Raw genomic sequence first — 25,635 nt, 5'->3', positions numbered from 1 at the left:
AAAATCGCAATCAAATGGACACAAAAATCAGACCTAAAGTATTATTTTTTGACGTTAATGAAACGCTTTTAGATCTTACTAAAATGAAACAACAAGTTGGCGACGCTTTAGGCGGAAACCAAGACTTATTACCATTATGGTTTACAACCATGTTACAATATTCTTTAGTGGTTTCGGCAAGCGGTCGCTATGAACCTTTTGGGCATATTGGTGCTGCAGCTTTACAAATGGTCGCTGCGAATAACAATATTATAATTTCTGAAGAAGAAGCTCGCAAAGTGATTCTTTCTGGTTTACGTGGTTTGCCTGCGCATCCTGAAGTAAAAGAAGCGTTAACACAATTAAAGCAAGCTGGCTTCACATTAGTTTCTTTAACAAACTCATCTAATGAAGGGGTTAAAAAGCAGTTCGAAAGCGCTGGTTTAACCGAGTATTTTGACGAAAGATTAAGTATTGAAGATGTTGGTAAATTCAAACCTTTTACAGACACCTACAATTGGGCAGCAAACAAGTTAAACGTAAAACCCGAAGAGTGTATGCTTATTGCAGCACATGGTTGGGATGTTGCCGGAGCACTTTGGGCTGGCTGGAGAGCTGCTTTTGTTAGTAGACCTGGACAACAAATTTTCCCCTTAGCTCCCAAAACTGAAATTGAAGAATCTGATTTAAAAGCAATAGCAAACATTCTCACAACCTATAAATAAAACATTATAAAACGTATGAAAATTAATATTTTCACAGTAATACTAAGCTTATTATTAATGTCATGTGGTAATAATGACAAAGTAAGTTCGAAAACACAAACTGTTCAAGATTTTAAAAATAAAGGTCATGAATTGGTTTACAATATGACACAGAAAACGGGAAATTATAATAAACTCCTTGAAAAAAAGAATGTCATTTATACATACACCTATCAAACACCTGATGGTAAAACAGACCTCGTTACAGAAAAATACATATTTAATGGAGAGCTATCTTATGGTGCTTACAAGAAGCATGAAAGAACATTGTCTCAACTTGAAGGACCTATAGAACAAGGTTACGATGGTAATGAATTTTGGCTAAAACATAATGGAAAAATCTTAACAGACGAAGACCTAATGGCTAAAGTTCATTTTAATAGACCTACTAACTTTTATTGGTTTACTATGATGCAAAAATTATTAGATAATGGTTTAAAATATGAGCACCTAGGAGAGAAAACAATAGATGGTAACGAATATGACATTGTAAAAGTAAGCTTTGATTTAAAGGATGATAAACCTACAGATATCTATCAATTGTACATCAACAAAAAAACAATGTTGGTAGATCAATTTTTATTTACTGTTGCAGATTTTGGTGTAATGGATACTCCTAATTTGATGAAGCTTGAATATGAGAATATTGAAGGACTTCTATTGCCTACAAAACGAAAATATAAAAAATCAAATTGGAATGCTGATGTAACTGATGCTCCATGGATAAAGGTTAAATGGTCTGACATAAAATTCAATAATAATTTAACAGAACAAAATTTCAAAAAATAAGATACCATTCATTAGGCAATACCTGTAAAACTGTACTTAATCTAAAGTAACAAAGTAATCGGCTTAATGAAACCTAAAAATAGATATTATGAAAACTAAACTTAAAATAGATATCGTTTCAGATGTGGTGTGTCCTTGGTGTACCATTGGATACAAACGTTTGGAAAAAGCAATTTCAGAACTTGGTATTAATGATCAAGTAGAGATAGAATGGCAACCTTTTGAGTTAAACCCGAACATGCCTGCGGAAGGTCAAAATGTAAATGAACATATTACCGAAAAATATGGATCTACTTTAGAACAGCAGAAAGAATCAAAACGAAATATGACAGAAGTTGGTGCCGAACTTGGCTTTACCTTCGATTATTTTGACGAAATGCGCATGGTGAATACTTTTGATGCTCATATTTTATTAGAGTACGCTAAAGAATTTAATAAACAAACCGAACTAAAAATGTGTTTGACAACTGCATTTTTTAGTGAACGTAAAGATGTTTCAAAAAGAGATGTTTTAAAACAAGCATTATTAGATGTTGGCTTAAATGCTGAAGAAGGAATTGCTAGATTAGATAATGAAGAAGCACGAAACGAAGTAAGAACTAAACAAAACTACTGGAAAAATTTAGGTGTTAATTCTGTACCAACCATCGTTTTTAATAGAAAAAGTGCGGTAACTGGTGCACAACCGGTAGAAACTTTTAAACAAGTACTTTCTGAATTGGTTGCCGAATAAAAGCGATATTAGCAACAAAAATATAGCAATGCAAAATAAAATGATAGGTATCGTGGGTGGCGTTGGTAGCTACGCAGGAATCGATTTAATAAAAAAGGTCTACGACCTTACTGAGGCAAAATCAGACCAAGAACATTTACCAGTGTCTATGCTGTCTGTGCCACATAAAATTATAGATCGTACTAAATATCTTTTAGGTGAAACGGATATTAATCCAGGTATTGCTATTTCAGAAATTATAGCATCATTAATTGCTAGTGGCTCTAGAGTAATTGCTATTCCATGTAATACAGCACACGCAAGACCTATTTTAAGCTTTATTGAAAAGAGTATACCAGAGTCTTGTGTGTTAATTAATCTCATTGAAGAAGTTGGTTTACATATTTCAACCAAGTATCTAGAAATCACAAAAGTGGGTGTTTTAGGAACTACAGGTACCATTTTAGCAAAAGTATATCCAGTAGTATTGGCTAAATATAATATTGAAGTGATACAACCATCAGAAGACATCCAAGATTTATTTGTGCATCCTTCCATTTACGATACTAGTTATGGGATTAAAGCTTTTTCTAATCCAGTGAACGAGAAAGCTAAAGAAAACCTAAGTATGGCAGCAACTTACTTATCAAGAAAAGGTGCTCAAGCTGTAATTTTAGGTTGTACAGAAATTCCGTTAGCCATACAATATGAAAAAATAGAAGACAGTTTAATTATTGATGCTACAACTGTACTTGCAAGTGCGTTGATAAGAGAGTCCAAAAAGATGAGAGAAATTCTGATACATTAAAAAAAAGAAATCCGTTTAGTACTTACGGTTTTTGAATAAAATTACACGAAAATCAAAATATGGCAACAAATAAAAATAAAGGGGAATTAGATGCATTATTAGACGTAAAACGTAAAGAAGGTGCTGAAAAATTTACTGAAGAAAAAAATCAAATTTATGCAGACGGTATCTCAAGTATCGCTCATTCTGGTGTACTTGAAAAAGCATTAAACTTAGGTGATAAAGCACCCAATTTCACATTAAATAACGCACTAAACAAATCTATTTCTTTATATGACGAACTAGAAAACGGACCCGTAGTTTTAACGTGGTACAGAGGTGGATGGTGTCCTTATTGCAATATAACATTACACTATTTACAAGAAAAATTACCCGAATTTCAAAAAGCAGGTGCAACGCTTATCGCATTAACACCTGAGTTACCAGATAACTCTTTAAGTACTTCAGAAAAAAACAATTTAGAGTTTATAGTTTTAAGTGATGCAGGTAATACTATTGGAAAAGAATATGGTGTTGTATTTAAACTAACAGATGATGTTGCATCCATTTACCAAAATGGATTTGGTTTAAATGAAAAAAATGGAGATGATAGCAATGAGTTACCTTTGGCTGCAACTTATATTATTGACAAAAATGGTATCATTCAATATGCGTTTTTAGATGCAGATTATAGAGAAAGAGCAGAATCTTCTGAAATTATTGAAGCTTTAGAAAAACTGAAATAAAATTTATATATAAAAATCGAATTCAATGGAATTAAAAAACAAAAAAGCCATCATTACTGGTGGAAGCAAAGGATTAGGAAAAGCGACCGCATTAGCATTTGCTAAATTAGGAATTGATGTTGCTATTACTGGTAGAAATGAAGTCAAATTAAATGAAACAGTTGCAGAGCTAAAGGCATTGGGTGTAAATGCTTTTTATGAAGTGTTTGATGTTGGAAATTATGAAGAGGTTAAAACTGGAATTAAAAATATAATTTCAAATTTAGGCACCGTAGATATTTTAGTAAACAATGCAGGTATCGCTGCTTTTGGAACTTTAAATGAAATGGAGCCTGCGTTATGGGAAAACATTATTAAAACTAACGTTTTGGGAATGTATTATGTAACTAAAGAAGTACTTCCTTGCATGATTGATAAAAATGAAGGTGATATTATTAATATTTCTTCTACTGCAGGTTTAAGTGGAAATGCTACGACTTCTGCTTATTCTGCTTCAAAATTTGCTGTTATAGGATTATCACAATCCTTAATGAAAGAAGTTCGTAAAAACAATATTAGAGTCAATACTTTAACACCAAGTACAATTGCGACTGATATGTCTTTAGATTTAGGAATTACAGATGGTAATACAGAAACGGTATTGCAACCTGAGGATTTTGCTCAATTTATTATTGCAGGCTTACAATTACCTAGACGTGCAATGATGGCTAGCGGATCACTATGGTCTACTAATCCTTAAAAACTTAAATAAATTAGAGTTTATAAACTGTTGAATAACACATTCAGCTATGAAAAGGAAATAATAAAGAGTTGTCTTTGTTCTAATATTAAGCAAAACATCCTTCTAAACGCAAAATTTATTTCCCTTTTTTAAACTCTAAAAACTTAGTAAAGGGATTCGTATCTTTATTTTTAGAGCTATGAATCCCACTGCTAATAATTAAAATTCCTGCAGCAGCAAAAGCAGTGTAAGCAATTAAAATTTCCGAAGAAAAATTAGCGACACCAATTGCGATTAAAGCCCAAGCACCAACGAGTGCAAATTCGCGCATATTACGTTTCCAAGTGATAATAATATTTATGAGTGTTGCGATGACAATCATGATAAGTGTCCAGATTACTGGAGAAATCCCAAAACCATCCCAATTGATTTTCACTAAATAAGCAGCTACATTTACAATACTTGCAACCGTTACCCAACCGCTATAAATAACGAATGGCCACCACAAAAATGCGATTACAGAGATTGGTGCATCCCATAATTCCATACGGTTATTCCAAACAATTTTTAAAAGCGAGAACAAGAGTAAGAATATGAAAAAACAAGATAATCCTGTGTAACCGTAAATCCAACTTACTACCCAAAAACTATTAGCTATACATGATAACATGAACCACCAACCTACTCGCAACACAAAATCATCATATCGCACTTTTACAAATAAACTTCTACCTTGATAAATAGCAAAACTTAAAAGCATGAGATAAATAATTCCCCAAATGGAAAATGCGTAAGCAGCTGGAGTGAATAATGTTCTCAATCCGCCAGAAATTTCTCCAATAGTTGTGTCATTCATTAATCCTGTGTTAGAAAGATAATTCATGATAATAGTTGCTATTAATGCAACTCCATTGCCTATTTGTAGTATTTTTTTCATTTATAGATTTATATTTTACAAAAATGAGAAACTGTTAATTATAAATATATCTGACATGCAATTAATTTTGCCTCAAACAATTAAGATTTTACTTTTAAAATACCATTGTCATTCTTGAGAAATCAGGAATCCACATAATTATTGATTCCAACTATCTCTACAATGATAGATCAAGACAATTATTCTACCTCAAAATCAAAAAACGTTTTAGGAAAAGGTTCCCAACGCAACGTGAAATGCCACCACTCTTTTGGGTAGTTTCTAAAGTTGTGTTTGAGCATTACTTTTTGTAATAATTGCCTATTTGCTAATTGTGTTTTGGTAAGGTCTGGATGGTCTACCCACGATTCTTTTCCGAAGAAATCATAAGGACTTCCCATATCTAATGGCTCGCTAGTATTTCCATCAATAATAGTTAAATCTAGCGTGCTCCCACGACTGTGACCAGAACGAGATGCAATATAACCGTCTCTAAACAAGTGACGTTTATTGACTTTTGGATAAAATTCTTGCTTTTGTAAAGTGTCATTTAAATCTTTTGCCCATCGCGAAAAATGATTAACTGCACGTTGCGGACGATAGCCATCATAAACCATCAAACATAAATTTTGTTCCTGCAATTCGGCTTGAACTTTTTTTAAGGCTTCTGCAGATTGTTTAGTCAAAATCAATTTATTGGCTTTATAACCTGTGATGGTGTCACCTACAAAATTGTGAGTTGAATAATAACGTAACTGCACATTCAAATCTGGAATGATGTCTTTGACGTAAACAAAACCTTCGGGAAGCTCTTTTTTCTGCTGAAATGTAAATCCAAAAGCCACTAAGGCACATAATAAAATTAATGTTTTGTGAATCTTCATGATATAGCTACTTTAGTGGCTGGTCGTAAACATAATATATTAAATTTATTTCTTTTTGCAACCAAACACTAAATTAGATAAAAATTAAGTGATGGACTTATTTTCCGAAGAAAAAAGGCATTTTAATCTGCCAAATGCTGAATTAATCTACATAGAAAACTTTTACGATGGTGCAAAAGCAGATTATTATTTTGACATTTTAAAAAAGACTATAGACTGGCAACAAGATGATATTACCATCTATGGAAAAACTTACAAACAACCAAGACTCACAGCTTTATATGCCAATAATAGTAAGCCTTACAGTTATTCTAATATTACGATGCAACCATCTATTTTTACTTCGGAATTGCAACAAATCAAATTAGATTTAGAACAAGAAAGTAATCATAAATTCACATCAGTCTTACTAAATTTATATCGCAACGGAAACGATAGTAACTGTTGGCATGCAGATAATGAGACAGAATTAGGAAAAAATCCTGTGATTGCATCTTTGAGTTTAGGAGCTACAAGACCATTTCATTTTAAACATCGTGATATAAAAGACGAGCGACATAAAATAAATCTTAATCATGGGAGTTTATTAGTTATGCGAGGAGAAATGCAACATTACTGGCTACATCAAATTGCAAAGACAAAAAAGGATATTGGAGAACGAATAAACTTAACCTTTAGAACACTACTATAAATAACAAACTATTGTTAGCTGAGCTTACTTAAGTACAAAATAGCGCATACGAAAAAACCAAGGTCCCTCAACCTTGGTTTTCCTTAATTTGCTTTTTATATGTGGTAGATTTAGGGTCTCTAATTCGTATCACATGCAAATATTAATTAATTAATCCATTGAACTAAAAACTAAATTTCTAGTACATTTCAAATATATAATCCTTTTTGAATACACAAGTCAAAATACACAATAAATCGACGAAATACACATAATTTTAACATTTATAGATGAAATATTGCATTTCACCGATGAAATACATGATTTAAATTTACTGTTTTTAAGATAATGAAGTTATAAAACTGATATAAACCTCCTATAAATTTGTTTAACTTTGTTACATCTATTGCAAAGCATATTAAAAAGAAAGAATTAAAACCAACATGTAAAAACTGTCAACATGTTCACATTAAAAAATATAAATACATGAAATATTATTTAAGTCTCTTATTAGTTTGTTTCTGCTTTACCATACAAAGTCAAGATCTTACTTATAGCACTCAAGATCTTGAAATTAATAAACTAATTGATGGCACACTTTTAACTCCAAATGATAATGACAAACCTAAGCTTGCCATTATTATAGCTGGTTCTGGACCAACCGATAGAAACGGAAACCAGAATTTCATGAAAAACAACTCCTTAAAAAAATTAGCTGAATCTCTTACAAATAAAGGCATTGCTACTTTTAGATATGACAAACGCATTGTCAAGCAAATTCTTAAAAACAAAGTAGATCCTAATATTAAGTTTGATGATTTTGTGACTGATGCTATTTCTGTTATAGATTATTTTAAAGAAAAAAATAAGTATTCGCAAATTTATGTGATAGGTCACAGTCAAGGAAGTTTGGTTGGTATGCTTGCTGCAAAAGGCAAAGCAGATGGTTTTATATCACTAGCTGGTGCAGGACAATCTATTGATGAAGTAATTACTGAACAAATTAGTGCTATGGATCCTTCACTTATTGATGCTACAAAAAAAGCATTTAAAAGTTTAAAAGAAGGAAAAGCAATAACAGATTATCCTCAACCGCTTGCTCCTGTTTTTAGAGCAGATGTGCAACCTTTTATTATGAATTGGATGCAGTACAATCCGCAAGAGGTCATAAAATCATTAGATATTCCTATACTTATTATAAATGGAACGAGTGATCTTCAGGTTTCGGTTGATGAAGCTCAATTATTAAAAGATGCTTCGGAAACGTCTGAAATTAAAATTATCGAGAAAATGAACCATGTCCTCTTTATTATTGAAGGTGATCAATTGGTCAATTCAAAAAGCTATAATGAATCGTCTCGTAAAATTTCCGAAGAATTGATTACTACGATTTCAAGCTTCATCTTAAAGTAAAAATCAGCAATTTATTTGAATAAAAAACGCATCTCAAGAAAGAGATGCGTTTTTATTAACTAACCAACCAAATGTAAATGTTATTCCTTTATGCGAGGTAATCACTCCTCTTCTAAGATCATCATAATCACTTACAATATGTATAAAGCAAATGGCGTGCCAAACTCTATTTGGTAGATAAAAATGTTTGATGTAAATTTGATATCAATATAATATCATATTGAATTATCTAACCAAAACATCAAACCATGAAAGAAGAAAAAATCATTGTCCCAGCAAATGGATATCTAATGCTACTTGTTTTCCTAATATTATTTTTTGGATCAATTGTAGCTGCTATAGCTAATAAAAATCCAGAATTTATAGTTATTATCCCAGTTGCTATCTTTATAGCTCCAGGATTTATAATGGTACAGCCTAACGGATCTCGAGTATTACTACTCTTTGGTAAGTATATAGGGACAGTTAAGAAAAACGGATTTTATTGGGTAAACCCTTTTTATACAAAAAAGAAAATCTCTCTACGTGCTAGAAATTTTGATAGCGAGCGTTTAAAAGTAAATGACAAACTTGGTAACCCGATTATGATTAGCACCATTTTAGTTTGGAGAGTCCAAGACACTTATAAAGCTGCGTTTGATGTAGACGTTTTTGAAAACTTTGTTAGAGTACAAACTGATGCTGCTGTTAGAAAACTAGCAAGCATGTACCCTTATGACAATTTTGCAGATGAAGGTCTTGATGAAGATATCACCTTAAGATCAAGTGTCAACGAAGTGAGTATAGCTTTAGAAAAAGAAATAGATGAACGTTTATCTATTGCAGGTATTGAAGTTCTAGAAGCTCGTATTGGTTATCTAGCATATGCACAAGAAATTGCAAATGCAATGTTAAAACGTCAACAAGCAACAGCAATTGTTGCTGCACGTCATAAAATAGTGGAAGGTGCAGTAAGCATGGTTGAAATGGCAATTGAGCAGTTAGAAAAAAAGCAAATTATAGAATTAGATGGTGAGCGTAAAGCTGCTATGGTAAGTAATTTAATGGTGATACTTTGTGGAGATAAAGATGCATCACCTGTATTAAACACAGGAACTTTAAATCATTAAAATGAACAAAAAACAAACTTATAGTATTGCACTTGGTGTCGCATTTGGCAGTAGTTTTGGAACTACAATAGGTGCAATTATTGGAGATGTTGCTATGGGAATTGTTTATGGTACTGCAATAGGATCTATAATAGGAGTTATACTAGCATTAGTGATTTTTAAAGACGAAAAATCCAAAAACTAATAATTATTACATTTGAAAACCAACAGAACTAGTTTCTGAAATTGAAACCTTTGTAAAAAAATAAAATGGCTAAGAAAAAAGCATTCGCATTACGTATCAATGAAGATATGATTAAAGCAATTGAGAAATGGGCTTCTGATGAGTTTAGAAGTACCAACGGACAAATTGAATGGATGCTCATGCAATATCTTAAAGAACAAAATAGAATGCCTAAGCCAAAAAAAACTAATGATGATAACAAAAGCGACTCTTAATTGAATCGCTTTTTTTATGCAGTTTAATTTTGGTATTTTGCAATGCAATTAAAATCTTAATATGGACACAACACCACTTTTTACAAATGACACTATTGTTTTTGGTCTTTTAATGCTCTCTTTGGGTTTTGTATTTTATACAGAATCTATTGAAACCGGATTTTGGCCAAAATTCTATAAAGTTGTACCTGGATTATTTATGGCTTATATGATTCCTGCTTTATTAACAACAGTTGGGTTGATATCACCAGAGTGGACATCTGTTTCAGAAACCGGAGTTGAAACCGAAGGTAGCTCAAGCCTATACTACATAGCAAGTCGCTACTTACTGCCTGCAGCTTTAGTTTTAATGACATTAAGCATAGATTTAAAAGCAGTATTCAATTTAGGATGGAAAGCACTCGTTATGTTCTTTACAGGTACAGTGGGCATTGTCATTGGAGGACCAATCGCTATTTTATTAATTGCTGCAATCTATCCAGAAGCAGTTGGAGGTGTTGGTACAGATGCTGTTTGGAGAGGTTTATCAACCTTAGCTGGAAGCTGGATTGGTGGTGGAGCAAATCAAACTGCTATGCTAGAAATTTATGAATATAACCAAGCAAAATATGGCGCAATGGTATTTGTTGATATCGTTGTTGCTAACATATGGATGGCTATTATTTTAATAGGTATTGGTAAACGAGATCGCATCAATAAATGGTTAAAAGCAGATACATCATCTATTGAAGAATTAAAAGAAAAGGTATCTACGTTTTCAGAAAAAGTAAAAAGAAACCCATCACTTACAGATATCATGATCATTGGTGCTATTGCATTTGGTGCAGTAGGCATGGCACATCTAGCTTCTAGTTTCTTAGCGCCTTATTTTGACGGTATAGTAGCAGACATTGAAAATCTAACTATTAGAAATATTTTTACCTTTTTAGGTTCTTCATTTTTCTGGATGATAAGTATTGCAACACTCATTGCTATTTTACTCTCTTATACTAAAGCTAAAAATTATGAAGGTGCGGGAGCGAGTAAATTTGGTAGTGTATTTATCTACATTCTCGTTGCTACTATTGGTATGAAAATGGATTTAACGCTCATTTTTGATAATTTCGGCCTCATTGCTATTGGTATTGTCTGGATGAGTATTCATGCATTACTTCTTATTGGCGTTGCAAAACTCATAAAAGCACCTTACTTCTACTTAGCTGTAGGTAGTCAAGCTAATGTTGGTGGAGCAGCCTCTGCACCTATTGTGGCTTCTGCTTTTCATCCGTCGTTAGCAACGGTTGGTGTACTTCTTGCTGTATTTGGTTACGCTATTGGTACCATTGCTGCCATTGGTTGTACAATTTTAATGGAATTGGCAGCTGTGAGTTAGTATTTCTATAAATTTTATAAGATATTTGCGCACCTTAAAACTTATAAGATGAAGCAAATTATTGTTGTATTTATAGTCCTTTTATTTTTTTCCTGCGGAAACGAGAAAACTCACGATTTTACGCTTAAAGGACAAGTAAAAGGATTAAAAAAAGGAACCGTTTATCTTCAAAGACAAAACGATAATATGGATATGGAAACCATAGATTCATTAGAACTTAATGGGAGTTCTATTTTCGAATTACATACCGAACTTCCAGAACCTGAAATGCTCTTCTTAAAACTCGATAAAAACGATAATGATGAAGGAACCGTTGTCTTTTTTGCAGACAAAGGAATTACAGAAATCAATTCAACATTAAAAAACTTTAATTACGATGCTAAAATAAAAGGTTCTAAACAGCAAGAAACCTTGGAAGAATATTTATTAATGATGTCTAAGTTTAGCAATAAAAACTTAGAACTCATTCAAGAAAGCTTAGAAGCAAGTAAAGCAAATGATACTACTGTCTCTTTTGAAGACAACTACAATAAGCTCATTAAGCGTAAATACTTGTACACGATTAACTTTGCTGTAAATCATCCAGACAGTGAAGTATCTCCATATTTAGCAATTAGCGAAATACCTAACACAAGCGTCAAATTTTTAGAGGAAATTTATAAAGCTTTAACAGACGATGTGAAAGCTTCAAAATACGGACTTCAATTAAAAGAATCTATTGACGAACGAAATAATCTTTAGTTTAGCCTTTAGCCTTTAGCCTTTAGCCTTTAGCCTTTAGCCTTTAGCAAAATATGTTTTCTTATCTTAATAATTCAAAAGTTTAAATGTTTAGGTCCTTCCCTTTTGAAGGGAAGGTGTCCAAAGGACGGAAGGGTTATGTGTTTTCAAATTATTCATTTATAATTTTAATAACCACCTCTTCTTCACTCTCTTTACTGAGAGCGAATTCACTCCTCCTTCAAAAGGAGGAGAATTAAATTGTCCTATTTTATAAAATAAGGAAGACAAAAAAAGTCCCAATCAAAATGATTAGGACTTTCTATAAATTTAGAGCCGATGGAGGGACTCGAACCCACGACCTGCTGATTACAAATCAGCTGCTCTAGCCAGCTGAGCTACATCGGCTTTTAAGCGTCGGCAAATATAATATTGCTATTTTAATTTGCAAGCACTTTTTGAAAAAATTAGCTTAATTTATTCAATTTTTCGATTAACGCTCTTCCTTTTGTTTCAAGATCGCTATTTATCGCTTTAAAGTGAGCTTTTTTATCTTCTGCACTTCTATCATTTACTCTTGTAATTAAACCATCAAAAGTCTCGATAGCTTCATCAATAATTGCTTCACTCTTTTTAGTGTCTTTGTCTGTATTTGCGTATTCCCAAACATAAACTGCTTCAATAATATCACCTAAAACAAAATTTATGTCTTTTTTAAGGTCTCTAATATTTGCCATAATCTTAATCTTATATATTAATTTGCTGCAAAATTAAACATAAACTTCTAATAGTTTTGCATTAGTAGACGTTATTTTATACGTTTCTATAGCTGCAGGAAGTAAAACGGTCTCTCCTTGCTTAATAAATTCTGATGTTGTTTCCGTTTCAATCAAGGCTTCGCCTTCAACACACAGATAAATAAAGAATGAATCTTTAGTATTTGTTTTTAATATTGGTTCTGTAATATGTAGATAATTAGTTGTAAAATAAGGACAACTCACCATGTCGTTTGACTTATTTTTCTCTTTTTGATATTGAACTCTAAAATTTTCAGGCATATCAAAATCAAAAGCATCAATGGCTAAATCATTATGTAACTCTCTCTCGTTACCATTATCATCAACACGACCCCAATCATAAACTCTATATGTGATATCACTTGTTTGTTGAATTTCGGCAAGCATCACTCCTGCTCCAATAGCATGAACGCGACCAACTTCTATAAAATAAGTATCTCCAGTTTTAACTTTATCGAAATTTAGAATTTCAGTTAAGGTTTTATCTTCGAGGTGTTTTAGGTATTTTTCTGGTGTCATGTCTTGATTGAAACCTACAATCAAATTAGAATCATCATCTGCTTGCATGACGTACCACATTTCTGTTTTTCCGAAGGAATTATGACGCTTTGCTGCTAACTCATCATTTGGATGCAATTGAATAGACAAATCTTGTTTTGCATCAATGAATTTTATAAGCAATGGGAATTTATTTCCGAAGATATTATAATTCTTTTCACCTATAAGATCTGCTTTATATTCGTCTAGGAGTTGTTTTAAAGTCTGTCCTTTTAAGTTTCCATTAGAAACTATTGAAGTGTCTCCTTCTACATCACTAATCTCCCAACTTTCTCCAACGTTTGGCAAGTTAGAATCTTTATTTAGTAATGATTTTAGTTTTTGTCCGCCCCAAATTTTATCTTTTAAAATAGGATTGAATTTTAATGGATAGCTTATATTTTTCATTGTCCTGAATAGCTTACAAAGTTACGAGGAGTTTCATAAAGTGTGACTTCTATATCTAAATTAGCTCTTAATTTAGGCCTAATTTTGTTATAGATAACCACGACAATATTTTCGGCAGTTGGGTTTAGGTTTTTAAATTCTGGGACCTCAACATTAAGATTTTTATGATCAAAAGCATCTTCAATTTCAGATTTGATAATATCTTTTAATACTTTCATATCAATAACGTATCCGGTTTCTTGATCTATTTCTCCTGTGACACTAACGATAAGATCATAATTATGACCATGGTAGTTTGGATTGTTACATTTTCCGAAGATTTCATCATTTTTCTCAAAGCTCCAATCTTTACGATATAAGCGATGTGCTGCATTAAAATGTGCTTTTCTACTTACTGTAACTCTCATTATTTTGCGATGTTTATGTGTTCGTAAAACTTGTCAAAAATGATTTTAAACCATTCTGTATAGAGTTCTGGGTGTAATTCAATATCTACCTTTACGTTTTCTAGAGGCATCCATTTCCAGGCTTCAACTTCATCTGGATTAATGATTGGCTCATCATTAAAATGACCTACCAAGACATGATCATATTCATGTTCGGTTAAACCATTATCAAAAGGTGCTTTATAGATAAATGATATGGTATCTTTTAAATCAACAACAAAGCCCATTTCTTCCATTAAACGACGTTTTCCTGCTTGTAAATTGTTTTCACCTACTCTTTGATGACTACAACATGTGTTCGTCCATAATAAAGGCGAATGATATTTGTGTTTAGCGCGTTGTTGCAGCATCAATTCATTTTGATCATTAAATATAAACACAGAAAATGCACGATGTAAAAGTGCTTTCTCATGAGCTTCCATTTTTGGCATTGTACCAACTTGCTCATCGTTTTCATTAACAAGAATTACGTGTTCTTCTATCATAGCTAACAAAAATAACAACTAAATTTCATAAAACCATCACAAATAAAAAAGCTGCCTTAAAAAAGACAGCTTTTAACTATTATTTAATAAGATTCAAATGTCTGGTTTAATTATCAGGACATTTTTCTCCATTGATACTAGTGACTATAAATTCACTACGTCTATTGAGTTGATGTTCTGCTTCGCTACAATTAGAATCGTCTGTTGACTCACACCCACAATCATTTACTAATCGAGACTCTCCATATCCTTTTGCTGTTAAACGATCTGCTGCGACACCATTTTTAATTAGGTATTGACGCGTTGATTTTGCTCTGTTATTTGATAAACGTTCATTGTAAGCTGCTGTTCCTCTACAATCTGTATGACTACGAACATCAATATTCATCGTTGGATATTTATTTAATACTGCCAATACTTTTTGTAACTCTACCTCTGCATCTCTTCTAATATTGAATTTATCAAAATCAAAGTATATAATTGGAATATCTAAAATTTTAGCTAAATCTGCACATGGCTCCAATTCTACTTCATCTTTTTCTAGCAATGGGTTTATCCCTAATTTCTGTTTTTTCTTAGGCGTTGTAAAACGTTCTTCTACTGTTGCATAAGTATCTGCTTCAATTCTTATCAAATACTCTTTTTCACACTCTAAGTTTTCAAACTTATATGCTCCCTCTACACCTACTATTTGTTGATTGAGTTTATTACTATCTTCATCTAATAAAGTCACTTTAGCTCCTTCAATTGGACCTTGAATATCTTGACCTCTTACGATACCTTCAACAGTTTGTTCACATTCTGGAATGATAAAACTATAAATATCATCATCTCCTTTTCCACCTTCTCTGTTAGATGTAAAAAACCCTTCTTTAGTTCCTAAATTTTCGTAATAAGCAAAATCATCCATTGGGCTATTAATAGGTCTCCCAACATTCTCTAAAGCCATTGGTTGGTGAGCTTCGAATTTGTTTTCAAAATCTCTAATCACAAAAACATCTAAACCTCCTAAACCATTAAATCCGTTTGATGATATATATAAATCACCTTCAGAATTAATAAACGGGAACGTTTCTTGACCTTCGGTATTTACGTTTGGTCCTAAATTTACAGGATCTCCTAATGAGCCATCTGCATTTATGTCTACTTCAAAGATATCTGACATGCCTAATGTGCCTTCCATATCTGATGCAAAATATAATTTCGTCCCTTTCACATTAACTGTTGGATGCGCTACACTGTACTCATCACTATTAAAATGAACAGACTCAATATCATCCCATTTACCATCTGCATTTAATGTTGCTTTAAACAATTTTAAACGGTTTGTTCCATCTTCACTCTTCTTGTATTTTTTATTGAAATAATTATTTCTTGTAAAATACATCACTTGATCGTCTGGTGTAAAAGCCACCGTAGACTCATGAAATTTTGAATTGATATCACCATCTAATTTCTCAACATTTCCGTAACTACCATCCTCTTGTTTTTCTGCGGAAAATAGATCTAAGTAAGGTTGCTCATTCCATTTGTATTTCTGTCCGCCTCCACGTGAAGATGCAAATATTAATTGGTTTTGGTATTGTGTTGTTCCAAAATCTGAAACTTCAGTATTAATATCTAAATTCACGACCTCAAACTCTCTACTTACTTCATCAATCATAGCTAAGTAATCTACAGTTGAGCTAAATGCTCGTCCTCGTAAATCACTACGGTCTGAATCTGCGAACTTTTTCATCCATTTGTCAGACTCTTCATAGTTCTCTATAGATTTTAATGCTTGTGCGTATCTAAAGTAATATTCAGCATCTATATTTTCGTTCTTAGCCATTAATTCACCATACCACTTCGCTGCTTCCTCCATTTGATTGTTGAAATAGAAGGAGTTGGCCAATTTCTGAAGTAAATCTACAGAAGTATATCCTTTCTCTGCAACTTCCAATAGAATCTCACTAGTTTTTAAATATGCTAAGTTATCATACTCTTTTGAAGCTTGTCGTATTTTCCCTTTTTGGGCATAAGCTGAAGAGAAAACTAAACTTAACGCCAGGATAAATATTATTTTATGTGTTTTCATAATCATTTTTTTTAGAAGAATCTTGGTGATAATATTCTACCTATTTTTTGTAACTCAAAGCGCAACATAATTTCATGTGATCCGCTATTATAGTTATTTAAATTTGTTGTTGTAGCATCATAAGAATAACCTATATATAAACCGTCTGTAACTTGAATACCTGCTAAACCACTTACAGAGTCATCCCATCTCCAAGCAACTCCTAGTGTTAATTTATCGTTGAACAAAAAGTTTGCTGATACGTCTGCTATAATTGGTGCTCCTGTTTCTGCTTTAACTAATGCAGCTGGCTTAAATTTTGTATTGGCACTAAGATCAAATACATAACCTGCAATTAAGTAATAGTTCATACGTTCTTTTGCGATAGAGACTTGATTGTCATCAAAATGTTCTGTTCTTAAAAAATTAGGAACAGATAATCCTAAATACCATTTACGGTTATGAAGATATAAACCAGCACCAACTGTTGGAGAAAACACACTTAAATTATCTGCGAATGTTGGATCTCCTAATTGCTGAATCACACCTTCACTCCAATCTGAAGTTAAACCGTGCATTCCTGCTTTTGCTCCAAAAGATAACTTTGTATTATTATCACCAACTTGCATGGTGTACGAAAAATTAGCATCAATGTAGAACTCATTTACGGGACCTAAGGCATCATTAACTATAGATAGACCTAAACCTATTCTATCGTTTCTAAGTGGTGTATGGATACCCAATGTTTGTGTTTGTGGAGCTCCATCAATACCGACCCATTGTGTACGATGTAAACCAGTAACACTTAATACCTCACGCTGTCCTGCATAACCAGGATTTACACTCATCGTATTATACATATACTGCGTGTACTGTGGGTCTTGCTGCGCAAAACTAGTATTAATCATCAGTGTATAAAACACTAACAGGATCAATCCTTTTAATAATGATGTTTTTTGTATCATTTTAATATCGTTTTTTTAATCTTGCCTTATTAATTCTATCTGTTAATGTATAACCAGCCTACTCTTGGCTCTGAGCCATTACCCAAGTCTATCACATAGTAGTATGTCCCAACTGGTAACTTCTCACCTTCACTTAATACTGCACGTCCGTTTGATGTTCCTTCAAAATCATTTCTGTAGCCTTTAGCTTCATAAACAATATTACCCCAACGGTTATAAATCTCTAAGGTATTATTAGGGAACGTTTCTATACAATCTATATTAAAGAAGTCATTAACTCCATCACCATTTGGTGAGAACTCATTATAGATAGTTAAACATATTGGATCAACTCCAGCTGTATCAGTATTGTTGTCCTCATTTTGATCATCACCACCTTCATAGTCTATAATAGTTGCTGTATTTAAATAATCTCCAAATCCTAGGACTTCAACAGTAATTTGTAATACTTCAGCTTGACCTGGATTTAATTGACCTACAATCCATTCTCCATCTGAGTCTGAGTATGTTCCTTGAGTTGTTATAACAGATACAAATGTATATCCACTTGGAATAACTTCTTCAACTACAACTCCTGTTGCAGTTACAAAGCCATCATTAGCAATAGTGATAGTAAATGTTACTTCATCACCAATTATTGGTTCTGCAATATCCAATTCTTTAGTTACCGATAATTCAAAATCAGAATCAGTAAGTGTTTCGGTTGGATCATCTTCAGTATTACCATCTGTATCATCGTCGTCGTCACTAGTATCTGATATTGTTTCACCATCAGGATTTTCACCAGTTGCTAAAACACTATTAGACACACCACCAGCATCTACATCGTCTTGAGTAATAACATAAGTTGCTAAATATGTAGCTGTTTCACCTGCTAGTAAGATTCCCTCTATACTACCTTGATCTGCATTATCAAAAGTTGGACCAGATATTAAGTTTAATGCATTTCCGTCTATATCAGTAAATGTATCTACTATACCTACGTTGATTAATGTTACATTACCTGTGTTTTGTAGTGTAATAGTATAATTTATTATATCATCTACACCGATTATTTCATCTCCATTATCAATAATATCTGCTATTTTCACAACCTCCATTCCAGGAGCTACACAATTATTAACAGTAGCATCTGTTGAACTCACATCATTTTGAGCACCTGTATTACCGTTTACAATAGGAACACCTTGATCATCAACATTATCTCCTAAAGAATCATCTACATCTAAGTCTGATGCTGTAAAACCTCCATCTCCTTCTAATGCATCTGGACAACCATCATCATCACTATCTGTATCTAAATAATCTGGGATCCCGTCGTTATCTGTATCTGGATCTGTTGTTTGCGGATCAATAAAATTAGTAACACAATCAAATTCAAGACTATGGTTTCTATCAACATTAGTTAAGGTATTATTAGCAAATACACCTAACTTAATATCAAAACTTGATAAATTTAGATATCTAGTTGACATATTAATTTCAGTTACATCATTAGAAGTACCTGTAAAATTCACATTATTAGAATTTATTACTAATTGGTTTGCTTCAGATGTGATTGCTAAATTAGTTGGATTTTCAACTGTATAACTTACAGGTGTTGGAATTTTAACACGTTCAAATAAATCATCGTTTCCATCTATATCATTTATATTTATGAAAGTCTCAGGAAAATCAACAGGAGTTGTGGTACCATTTTGAACAAATAGTATATTATACTCAACAAATGCTTCTTGACCTACATTCAAATTAGCAATAGATGACCTCGGTTTAAAAAATGTAGGCTCTGTTGTATTATCATCTAAAACGCTTATAAAAACATTTACAGATTCAGTTATAGTGATAAGAGCATCTGTGCCAGTAGTAACGTTAGCAAATCTAAACACTTCTCCTTCTAAGAAGGTTGTTACATCTCCATCACCTATTTCCTCAGTAGGAAGCTCACTAAAATCAAATATTGTTTGGTTTCCGCATGAAGGTTGACCACTGGTTGTTGTTCCCTGCTCATCAATATCAGAGATCCCATCATTATCATCGTCTAGATCACAAATATCATTAATCCCATCACCATCAGAATCATTCTCTGTAACTGTTCCTGCTATTGCACCTTCTGTACACGGATCTGAATTTATAACTATATCTGTTGGATCATCCGGATCTCCATCATTATCTGGATCAACATTATCTGGATCATTTGGATCATCACTAACATCATCAACATTTGTATCATCTGGACTATCTCCTGATGCTAGAACTGTATTACTTACACCTCCTGCATCCACATCGTCTTGTGTAATTACATAAGTTGCTAAGTAAGTTGCTGTCTCACCAACCAATAAAACACCTTCTATACTTCCTGCATCTGCACTATCAAATGTTGGCCCTGTTGTTAATGCTAATTCTGTACCATCGAAATTTGTTAACGTATCTAAAATATCAACTCCATCCAGTGGTACATTTCCTGTATTTGATATCACAATTGTATAAACAATAGTATCACCAATACCTAACACACCATTACCATTATCAGTAACAGATGCGCTTTTCTCTGCTAAGATTCTTGGATCTTCATTTATTATTGTATCTGTTGGATCATCTGGATCTCCATCATTATCTGGATCAATATTTTCAGTATCGTTTGGATCATCACTATCGTCTGTTACTGTTGTATCATCTGGGCTATCACCTGATGCTAATACTGTATTACTTACACCTCCTGTATCCACATCTTCTTGTGTAATTACATAAGTTGCGAAGTAAGTTGCTGTCTCACCCACTAACAAGATACCTTCTAAACTTCCTGAATCTGCACTATCAAATGTTGGTCCTGTTGTTAATGTTAATACGTTTCCATCTAAATCTGTTAATGCATCTGTGATTATTACTCCATCTAAAGTTACATTCCCTGTGTTCTCTACCGTAATGATATAATTAATTGTATCTCCTGCCCCAAGTACACCGTCTCCATTGTCTGTGATTGTAGCACTCTTCTCTGCTAAAATACTTGGACTTTCGGTAATTAATGTATCTGTTGGATCATCTGGATCTCCATCATTATCTGGATCTACATTGTCTGTATCATTTGGATCATCACTATCGTCTGTTACTGTTGTATCATCTGGACTATCACCCGATGCTAAAACCGTATTACTTACACCTCCTGCATCTACATCATCTTGTGTAATTACATAAGTTGCTAAGTAAGTTGCTGTTTCACCCACTAACAAGACACCTTCTAAACTTCCTGAATCTGCACTATCAAATGTTGGTCCTGTTGTTAATGTTAATACGTTTCCATCTAAATCTGTTAATGTATCTGTGATTGTTACTCCATCTAGAGTTACATTTCCTGTGTTCTCTGCAGTAATGATATAATTAATTGTATCTCCTGATCCAAGCACACCATCTCCATTGTCTGTGATTGTAGCGATCTTCTCTCCTAAAATACTTGGACTTTCAAATAAAGTATCAGTTGGATCGTCTGGATCTCCATCATTATCTGGATCAACATTTTCCGTATCATTTGGATCATCACTATCATCTGTCACTATTGTGTCATCTGGACTATCTCCTGATGCTAATACTGTGTTACTGATACCTCCTGTGTTTACGTCAATTGTTGTAATAAGGTAAGTTGCTAAATAAGTTGCTGTCTCATCAACTAACAAAATACCTTCTGCGCTACCTTGATCTGAACCGCTAAATGTTGGTCCTGAGGTTAGGGTTAGTACAGTGCCATCAAAATTTGTCAATGTATCTGTTATCGTTACACCATCTAATGTTACATTTCCTGTATTCTCTAATGTAATTGTGTAATTGATTGTATCACCTGCTTCTAATATTCCATCGCCATTATCTGTGATTGTTGCACTTTTTTCTGCGATGATACTTGGATCTTCGTTGATTAATGTATCTGTTGGATCATCTGGATCTCCATCATTATCAGGATCTACATTGTCTGTGTCATTTGGATCATCACTATCATCAGTAACTGTTGTGTCATCTGGACTATTTCCTGATGCTAATACAGTATTACTAACGCCTCCTGCATCTACATCATTTTGTGTAATCACATATGTAGCGAAATATGTTGCTGTCTCATCGACTAACAAAATACCTTCTGCACTACCTTGATCTGCACTATCAAATGTTGGTCCTGTTGTTAGAGTTAACACGTTTCCATCTGCATCTGTTAATGTATCTATAATCGTTACACCATCTAATGTTACATTTCCTGTATTTTCTACTGTAATTGTGTAGTTGATTGTATCTCCTGCTCCTAATACTCCATCACCATCATCTGTGATTGATGCACTCTTCTCTGCGATGATACTTGGATCTTCGTTGATTAATGTATCTGTTGGATCATCTGGATCTCCATCATTATCTGGATCTACATTGTCTGTGTCATTTGGATCATCACTATCGTCAGTAACTGTTGTGCCATCTGGACTATCTCCTGATGCCAATATAGTATTACTTACGCCTCCTGCATCTACATCATCTTGTGTAATCACATATGAAGCAAAATATGTTGCTGTCTCATCGATTAACAAAATGCCTTCTGAACTGCCTAGATCTGCACTGTCAAATGTTGGTCCTGTTGTTAGAGTTAATACGTTTCCATCTACATCTGTTAATGTATCTGTAATCGTTACGCCATCTAATATTGTATTTCCTGTATTCTCTACTGTAATCGTATAGCTGATTGTATCTCCTACTCCTAATACTCCATCGCCATTGTCTGTGATTGTTGCGCTCTTCTCTGCTAAGATACTTGGAGAAGGACATTCTGGTGAAATAACAGTTTCATCATATGCGCTTACATTATTTTGACCAGTAGTAGCTACAACATCTGGAACACCATTACCATTATTTGTAACAACATCTCCTAAACTATCATCTGCATCTAAGTCTGCTAAGGTAAATCCGCCATCTGCTTCAATAGCATCAGGACATCCATCATTATCACTATCAGTATCTAAAGAATTAGGAATTCCATCTTCATCATAGTCTAACTCTGTAGTTTCTGGATTTGTGTAATTAGAAATACAACTAAATTCTAAATCATTTGTTCTTTGAACCAATCCGATTAGATTTTCTGTTATTTGAGCCCCAACCCTAACATTTAAAGATGATAAATTAACAAATCTTCCAGAGAAATTAATTACAGGAACAGCATTTGTAGATCCTGTAAAATTAGTTAATCCCGAAGTAGCTATAAACCAACCACCTTCATCATTAAAAGTCAAACTTGTTGGATTTTCTATAGTATAACTTTGTGGATATTGTGTCCAAATTTTCTCTTGTAAACTTGTATTACCATCAATGTCATTGAAATTCACAAAGAATTCAGGAACTTCAAAAGGAGTGCCATCAATTGAAGACACAAAATCAAAATGATATTCTACATAAGCGATATCATTAGTTGATAAACCTTGATAATTTGTCAATGGTGTAAAACTTGCTGCATTTTCTGTATTATCATCTAAAGCTCCGATAACACAGTTTTGTATATCTTGAATGGTTATTATAGCGTCAACATTTGGTAGCACAGATGCGAATCTAAATACTTCACCTTGCAAAAATGTAGCTGAATTACCATCGCCAGATTCTTCCGTAGGAATAGCACTAAAATCTAAACTAAACTCTTCTCCACAGGCAGGTTGCGTATTTGTTGGAGGGCCATTTTCATCTACATCTAAAATTCCATCATTATCATCATCTTCATCACAACCATCAGGAATTGTATCTCCATCGGCATCTGCATTATCATCAAAACCATTACATATATCTGCATTGTTTGAAACACCATCATTATCATCATCACATTCAGGACCTCCTGCATCAGAATTTTGACTAGACAAATCATTTTGTCCTGTAGCAGCTACGACATCTGGAACTCCATTACCATTGTTTGTAACAACATCTCCTAAACTACCATCTGCATCTAAATCATTGAAAGTAAACCCACCATCTCCTTCAATTGCATCAGGACATCCATCGTTATCACTGTCATTATCTAAAGAATTTGGAATACCATCTTCATCATAATCTAATTCAGTTGTTTCTGGATTAGTATAGTTAGAAATACAACTAAATTCTAAATTAGATCTTCTTTGAGTAAATACGATTGGAGTCTCTGTAATTTGTGCTCCTACTCTAAAGTTAAAAGAAGATAAATTAACAAATCGTCCTGAGAAATTTACTTCAGGAACAGCATTTGTAGATCCTGTAAAATTAATTGTCCCTGATGTTGCTATAAACCAACCACCTTCATCGTTGAAAGTCAAAGTTGTTGGATTTTCTGCAGTATAACTTTGTGGGTATTGTGTCCAGTTTTTCTCTTGTAAACTCGTATTACCATCAATATCGTTGAAATTCACAAAGAACTCAGCAATTTGAGAAGGCGTACCATCAATTGAAGACACAAAACTAAAGTTATATTCAACATAAGCTACATCACCAATTAGTAAGTTTTGATAATCTGTTAATGGTGTAAAACTTGCTGTATTTCCCGTATTATCATCTAAAGCTCCAATTGTACAGTTTTGGATGTTTTGAATAGTTACTATTGCATCAACATTTGGAAGTACAGATGCAATTCTAAATACTTCTCCTTGCAAAAATGTAGCTGAATTACCATCACCAGATTCTTCAGTAGGAATAGAACTAAAATTTAAACTAGATTCTGACCCACATGCAGGTGGTGTATTTGTTATAGAGCCATTTTCATCTGTATCTAAAAGTCCATCATTATCATCATCATCATCACAAGCATCAGGAACTAAATCTCCATCAGCATCTGCAGTATCATCAAAACCATTACACACATCTGCACTATTTTGCACACCATCTCTATCGTCGTCACATTCTGGACCACTAAAATTTGAATCCTGACTACTTATATCATTCTGTTGGGCAGAGAGTCCTCCAACTTGAGGGATTCCATTTACATCTACAACATTAACAAAACTACCATTTACTTCTAAATCTATGTAAGTAAAGCCTCCATCTGCTTCTAATGCATCTGGACATCCATCGTTATCACTATCAGTATCTAAATAATCTGGTGTTCCGTCATCATCAGTATCATTTGGTGTACATCCGTTATAAAGAGACACTCCAATAGAGCCAGAGGAAGCGACAGTCATACTTAGTTGAACGCTTGTCACTCCTGCTTCAATATGTACCAAAGCCGAACCACTATTATTATCATGGTCTATATCTGGACCAGTAAATACTGTTGTTTGAATAATATTAGTTCCAGGAGAAACAACAAGAGACTGTAAATTAGAAAAACTAACATCAGAACCATTATCTGTAATAAAAGTAACTTGTTCTCCACTAGAATCTAAATCTCCAACTTCAAATCTAAGAGAATGTTGTAATGGAGCACCAAAATTTAATGTCACAACACTTGGAGTTAATGCAGGCACACCAGTATCTACTAGCCAAATACCTTGGTTACCTGTTGAACCATCTACACTTGTAAAATTATCTTCATAATCATACGTATCCCAAGCACCTCCTTGAGCAGACACAAAATCTATTACAGGATTATAGTCTAATAAGTCCATAATAACATCTGTACTAAAATTCAAATTTTGCCCAAATCCTCTTGTGCCTCCATCTGAATAATCGGCTAAATTACATTCATCTTCGTTTGTATCTAAAATACCATCATTGTCATCATCAAAATCATTAATATCAAGAACACCATCATTATCACAATCGCCAACTGGCCCAATACATTGAGCATAGGTTATTTGTGAAACAAAAAATAAAAAAAAGAGTAAAATAAAAAAAGTTATCTTTTTAATCGAGAATCGGGTAGAGATTTTCATATTATCTTAAAGTAAAAATGTTTATATAAGTATATATTATATTATTCCATTAAATAGATTAATAACATTTTCAT

General features: G+C 33.2%; 22 protein-coding genes and 1 tRNA gene. 13 read left to right on the top strand and 10 right to left on the bottom strand.

All coding sequences use genetic code 11. The features are described 5' to 3' along the window. Positions 1-14 precede the first annotated feature (14 nt). The 6 genes from IM744_RS19620 to IM744_RS19595 all read left to right on the top strand — a co-directional run bounded on the left by IM744_RS19620 (position 15) and on the right by IM744_RS19595 (position 4,516). Positions 15-704: a haloacid dehalogenase type II gene (locus IM744_RS19620; RefSeq protein ID WP_194509880.1), complete on the top strand. Its 690-nt coding sequence runs from the start codon at positions 15-17 to the stop codon at positions 702-704. A 15-nt stretch (positions 705-719) separates the two neighbouring features. Then, positions 720-1,532: a DUF6503 family protein gene (locus IM744_RS19615; RefSeq protein WP_194509879.1), complete on the top strand. Its 813-nt coding sequence runs from the start codon at positions 720-722 to the stop codon at positions 1,530-1,532. An 88-nt stretch (positions 1,533-1,620) separates the two neighbouring features. Continuing rightward, the gene (locus IM744_RS19610; RefSeq protein ID WP_194509878.1) at positions 1,621-2,265 is read left to right on the top strand and encodes a DsbA family oxidoreductase; all 645 of its coding nucleotides are present in this window, start codon (positions 1,621-1,623) and stop codon (positions 2,263-2,265) included. A gap of 28 nt (positions 2,266-2,293) precedes the next feature. Continuing rightward, positions 2,294-3,052, top strand: coding sequence for an aspartate/glutamate racemase family protein (locus tag IM744_RS19605; RefSeq protein ID WP_194509877.1), 759 nt, complete (start codon positions 2,294-2,296; stop codon positions 3,050-3,052). A gap of 59 nt (positions 3,053-3,111) precedes the next feature. Then, positions 3,112-3,777, top strand: coding sequence for a peroxiredoxin-like family protein (locus tag IM744_RS19600; protein ID WP_194509876.1), 666 nt, complete (start codon positions 3,112-3,114; stop codon positions 3,775-3,777). Positions 3,778-3,802: 25 nt separating this feature from the next. Next, the gene (locus IM744_RS19595) at positions 3,803-4,516 is read left to right on the top strand and encodes a 3-ketoacyl-ACP reductase (RefSeq protein ID WP_194509875.1); all 714 of its coding nucleotides are present in this window, start codon (positions 3,803-3,805) and stop codon (positions 4,514-4,516) included. A 118-nt stretch (positions 4,517-4,634) separates the two neighbouring features. Here the strand turns inward: IM744_RS19595 and IM744_RS19590 are convergent, their stop codons facing one another. After that, on the bottom strand, positions 4,635-5,435 hold the full coding sequence (locus IM744_RS19590) for a tryptophan-rich sensory protein (RefSeq protein ID WP_194509874.1): 801 nt from the start codon (positions 5,433-5,435) through the stop codon (positions 4,635-4,637). 179 nt (positions 5,436-5,614) lie between these two features. Then, entirely contained in the window at positions 5,615-6,298 is a 684-nt protein-coding gene (locus tag IM744_RS19585) for a M15 family metallopeptidase (RefSeq protein WP_194509873.1), read from the bottom strand. A 91-nt stretch (positions 6,299-6,389) separates the two neighbouring features. Between IM744_RS19585 and IM744_RS19580 the strand changes: the two genes are divergently transcribed. The 7 genes from IM744_RS19580 (at position 6,390) to IM744_RS19550 (ending at position 12,041) form a co-directional block, all read left to right on the top strand. Then, a complete protein-coding gene (locus IM744_RS19580; RefSeq protein WP_194509872.1) occupies positions 6,390-6,989 on the top strand; it encodes an alpha-ketoglutarate-dependent dioxygenase AlkB family protein in 600 nt (199 codons plus the stop codon). A gap of 465 nt (positions 6,990-7,454) precedes the next feature. After that, complete coding sequence (locus IM744_RS19575) at positions 7,455-8,381, top strand: alpha/beta hydrolase (protein ID WP_194509871.1); 927 nt, start codon at positions 7,455-7,457, stop codon at positions 8,379-8,381. 248 nt (positions 8,382-8,629) lie between these two features. Next, on the top strand, positions 8,630-9,490 hold the full coding sequence (locus tag IM744_RS19570) for an SPFH domain-containing protein (RefSeq protein WP_194509870.1): 861 nt from the start codon (positions 8,630-8,632) through the stop codon (positions 9,488-9,490). 1 nt (position 9,491) lies between these two features. Further along, positions 9,492-9,674 carry a hypothetical protein gene (locus IM744_RS19565; RefSeq protein WP_194509869.1) on the top strand — a complete coding sequence of 61 codons (183 nt, stop codon included), beginning with the start codon at positions 9,492-9,494 and terminating at the stop codon, positions 9,672-9,674. Between the two features lie 65 nt (positions 9,675-9,739). After that, complete coding sequence (locus tag IM744_RS19560) at positions 9,740-9,928, top strand: Arc family DNA binding domain-containing protein (RefSeq protein ID WP_194509868.1); 189 nt, start codon at positions 9,740-9,742, stop codon at positions 9,926-9,928. A gap of 61 nt (positions 9,929-9,989) precedes the next feature. After that, a complete protein-coding gene (locus IM744_RS19555; protein ID WP_194509867.1) occupies positions 9,990-11,300 on the top strand; it encodes a DUF819 family protein in 1,311 nt (436 codons plus the stop codon). A 48-nt stretch (positions 11,301-11,348) separates the two neighbouring features. Next, positions 11,349-12,041: a DUF4369 domain-containing protein gene (locus tag IM744_RS19550; RefSeq protein WP_194509866.1), complete on the top strand. Its 693-nt coding sequence runs from the start codon at positions 11,349-11,351 to the stop codon at positions 12,039-12,041. Positions 12,042-12,354: 313 nt separating this feature from the next. Here the strand turns inward: IM744_RS19550 and IM744_RS19545 are convergent. The 8 genes from IM744_RS19545 to IM744_RS19510 form a co-directional block, all read right to left on the bottom strand. Continuing rightward, positions 12,355-12,428: transfer RNA gene (locus IM744_RS19545), tRNA-Thr, on the bottom strand. 59 nt (positions 12,429-12,487) lie between these two features. Then, the gene (locus IM744_RS19540) at positions 12,488-12,757 is read right to left on the bottom strand and encodes a hypothetical protein (protein ID WP_194509865.1); all 270 of its coding nucleotides are present in this window, start codon (positions 12,755-12,757) and stop codon (positions 12,488-12,490) included. Between the two features lie 33 nt (positions 12,758-12,790). After that, positions 12,791-13,762 (bottom strand): type I phosphomannose isomerase catalytic subunit, encoded by a 972-nt coding sequence (locus IM744_RS19535; protein WP_194509864.1) that lies wholly within the window; start codon positions 13,760-13,762, stop codon positions 12,791-12,793. Further along, positions 13,759-14,169 (bottom strand): 6-pyruvoyl trahydropterin synthase family protein, encoded by a 411-nt coding sequence (locus IM744_RS19530; RefSeq protein ID WP_194509863.1) that lies wholly within the window; start codon positions 14,167-14,169, stop codon positions 13,759-13,761. The genes IM744_RS19535 and IM744_RS19530 overlap by 4 nt, the downstream gene beginning before the upstream one ends. After that, positions 14,169-14,693 (bottom strand): isopentenyl-diphosphate Delta-isomerase, encoded by a 525-nt coding sequence (gene idi / locus IM744_RS19525; RefSeq protein ID WP_194509862.1) that lies wholly within the window; start codon positions 14,691-14,693, stop codon positions 14,169-14,171. Before idi ends, IM744_RS19530 begins: the two co-directional genes overlap by 1 nt. A gap of 106 nt (positions 14,694-14,799) precedes the next feature. Beyond that, complete coding sequence (locus IM744_RS19520; protein ID WP_194509861.1) at positions 14,800-16,770, bottom strand: OmpA family protein; 1,971 nt, start codon at positions 16,768-16,770, stop codon at positions 14,800-14,802. An 11-nt stretch (positions 16,771-16,781) separates the two neighbouring features. Continuing rightward, positions 16,782-17,714, bottom strand: coding sequence for a PorP/SprF family type IX secretion system membrane protein (locus IM744_RS19515; protein WP_194509860.1), 933 nt, complete (start codon positions 17,712-17,714; stop codon positions 16,782-16,784). A 35-nt stretch (positions 17,715-17,749) separates the two neighbouring features. After that, a complete protein-coding gene (locus IM744_RS19510) occupies positions 17,750-25,561 on the bottom strand; it encodes a DUF7507 domain-containing protein (protein WP_194509859.1) in 7,812 nt (2,603 codons plus the stop codon). Positions 25,562-25,635 lie beyond the last annotated feature (74 nt).

The organism is Psychroserpens luteus (genome assembly GCF_015319355.1).
Lineage (GTDB): Bacteria > Bacteroidota > Bacteroidia > Flavobacteriales > Flavobacteriaceae > Psychroserpens > Psychroserpens luteus.
Note: the sequence above shows the minus strand (reverse complement) of the source record. Positions and strands in the feature narration are given on the sequence as shown.

What these genes read in the sequence shown, in the direction of transcription:
- IM744_RS19520 (WP_194509861.1), bottom strand. Translation starts at nt 16,770, where the DNA reads ATGAAAACACATAAAATAATATTTATCCTGGCGTTAAGTTTAGTTTTC.
- IM744_RS19605 (WP_194509877.1), top strand. Translation starts at nt 2,294, where the DNA reads ATGCAAAATAAAATGATAGGTATCGTGGGTGGCGTTGGTAGCTACGCA.
- IM744_RS19560 (WP_194509868.1), top strand. Translation starts at nt 9,740, where the DNA reads ATGGCTAAGAAAAAAGCATTCGCATTACGTATCAATGAAGATATGATT.
- idi (WP_194509862.1), bottom strand. Translation starts at nt 14,693, where the DNA reads ATGATAGAAGAACACGTAATTCTTGTTAATGAAAACGATGAGCAAGTT.
- IM744_RS19620 (WP_194509880.1), top strand. Translation starts at nt 15, where the DNA reads ATGGACACAAAAATCAGACCTAAAGTATTATTTTTTGACGTTAATGAA.
- IM744_RS19580 (WP_194509872.1), top strand. Translation starts at nt 6,390, where the DNA reads ATGGACTTATTTTCCGAAGAAAAAAGGCATTTTAATCTGCCAAATGCT.
- IM744_RS19530 (WP_194509863.1), bottom strand. Translation starts at nt 14,169, where the DNA reads ATGAGAGTTACAGTAAGTAGAAAAGCACATTTTAATGCAGCACATCGC.
- IM744_RS19575 (WP_194509871.1), top strand. Translation starts at nt 7,455, where the DNA reads ATGAAATATTATTTAAGTCTCTTATTAGTTTGTTTCTGCTTTACCATA.
- IM744_RS19615 (WP_194509879.1), top strand. Translation starts at nt 720, where the DNA reads ATGAAAATTAATATTTTCACAGTAATACTAAGCTTATTATTAATGTCA.
- IM744_RS19600 (WP_194509876.1), top strand. Translation starts at nt 3,112, where the DNA reads ATGGCAACAAATAAAAATAAAGGGGAATTAGATGCATTATTAGACGTA.
- IM744_RS19585 (WP_194509873.1), bottom strand. Translation starts at nt 6,298, where the DNA reads ATGAAGATTCACAAAACATTAATTTTATTATGTGCCTTAGTGGCTTTT.
- IM744_RS19570 (WP_194509870.1), top strand. Translation starts at nt 8,630, where the DNA reads ATGAAAGAAGAAAAAATCATTGTCCCAGCAAATGGATATCTAATGCTA.
- IM744_RS19540 (WP_194509865.1), bottom strand. Translation starts at nt 12,757, where the DNA reads ATGGCAAATATTAGAGACCTTAAAAAAGACATAAATTTTGTTTTAGGT.
- IM744_RS19535 (WP_194509864.1), bottom strand. Translation starts at nt 13,762, where the DNA reads ATGAAAAATATAAGCTATCCATTAAAATTCAATCCTATTTTAAAAGAT.
- IM744_RS19595 (WP_194509875.1), top strand. Translation starts at nt 3,803, where the DNA reads ATGGAATTAAAAAACAAAAAAGCCATCATTACTGGTGGAAGCAAAGGA.
- IM744_RS19590 (WP_194509874.1), bottom strand. Translation starts at nt 5,435, where the DNA reads ATGAAAAAAATACTACAAATAGGCAATGGAGTTGCATTAATAGCAACT.
- IM744_RS19610 (WP_194509878.1), top strand. Translation starts at nt 1,621, where the DNA reads ATGAAAACTAAACTTAAAATAGATATCGTTTCAGATGTGGTGTGTCCT.
- IM744_RS19565 (WP_194509869.1), top strand. Translation starts at nt 9,492, where the DNA reads ATGAACAAAAAACAAACTTATAGTATTGCACTTGGTGTCGCATTTGGC.
- IM744_RS19555 (WP_194509867.1), top strand. Translation starts at nt 9,990, where the DNA reads ATGGACACAACACCACTTTTTACAAATGACACTATTGTTTTTGGTCTT.
- IM744_RS19550 (WP_194509866.1), top strand. Translation starts at nt 11,349, where the DNA reads ATGAAGCAAATTATTGTTGTATTTATAGTCCTTTTATTTTTTTCCTGC.
- IM744_RS19515 (WP_194509860.1), bottom strand. Translation starts at nt 17,714, where the DNA reads ATGATACAAAAAACATCATTATTAAAAGGATTGATCCTGTTAGTGTTT.
- IM744_RS19510 (WP_194509859.1), bottom strand. Translation starts at nt 25,561, where the DNA reads ATGAAAATCTCTACCCGATTCTCGATTAAAAAGATAACTTTTTTTATT.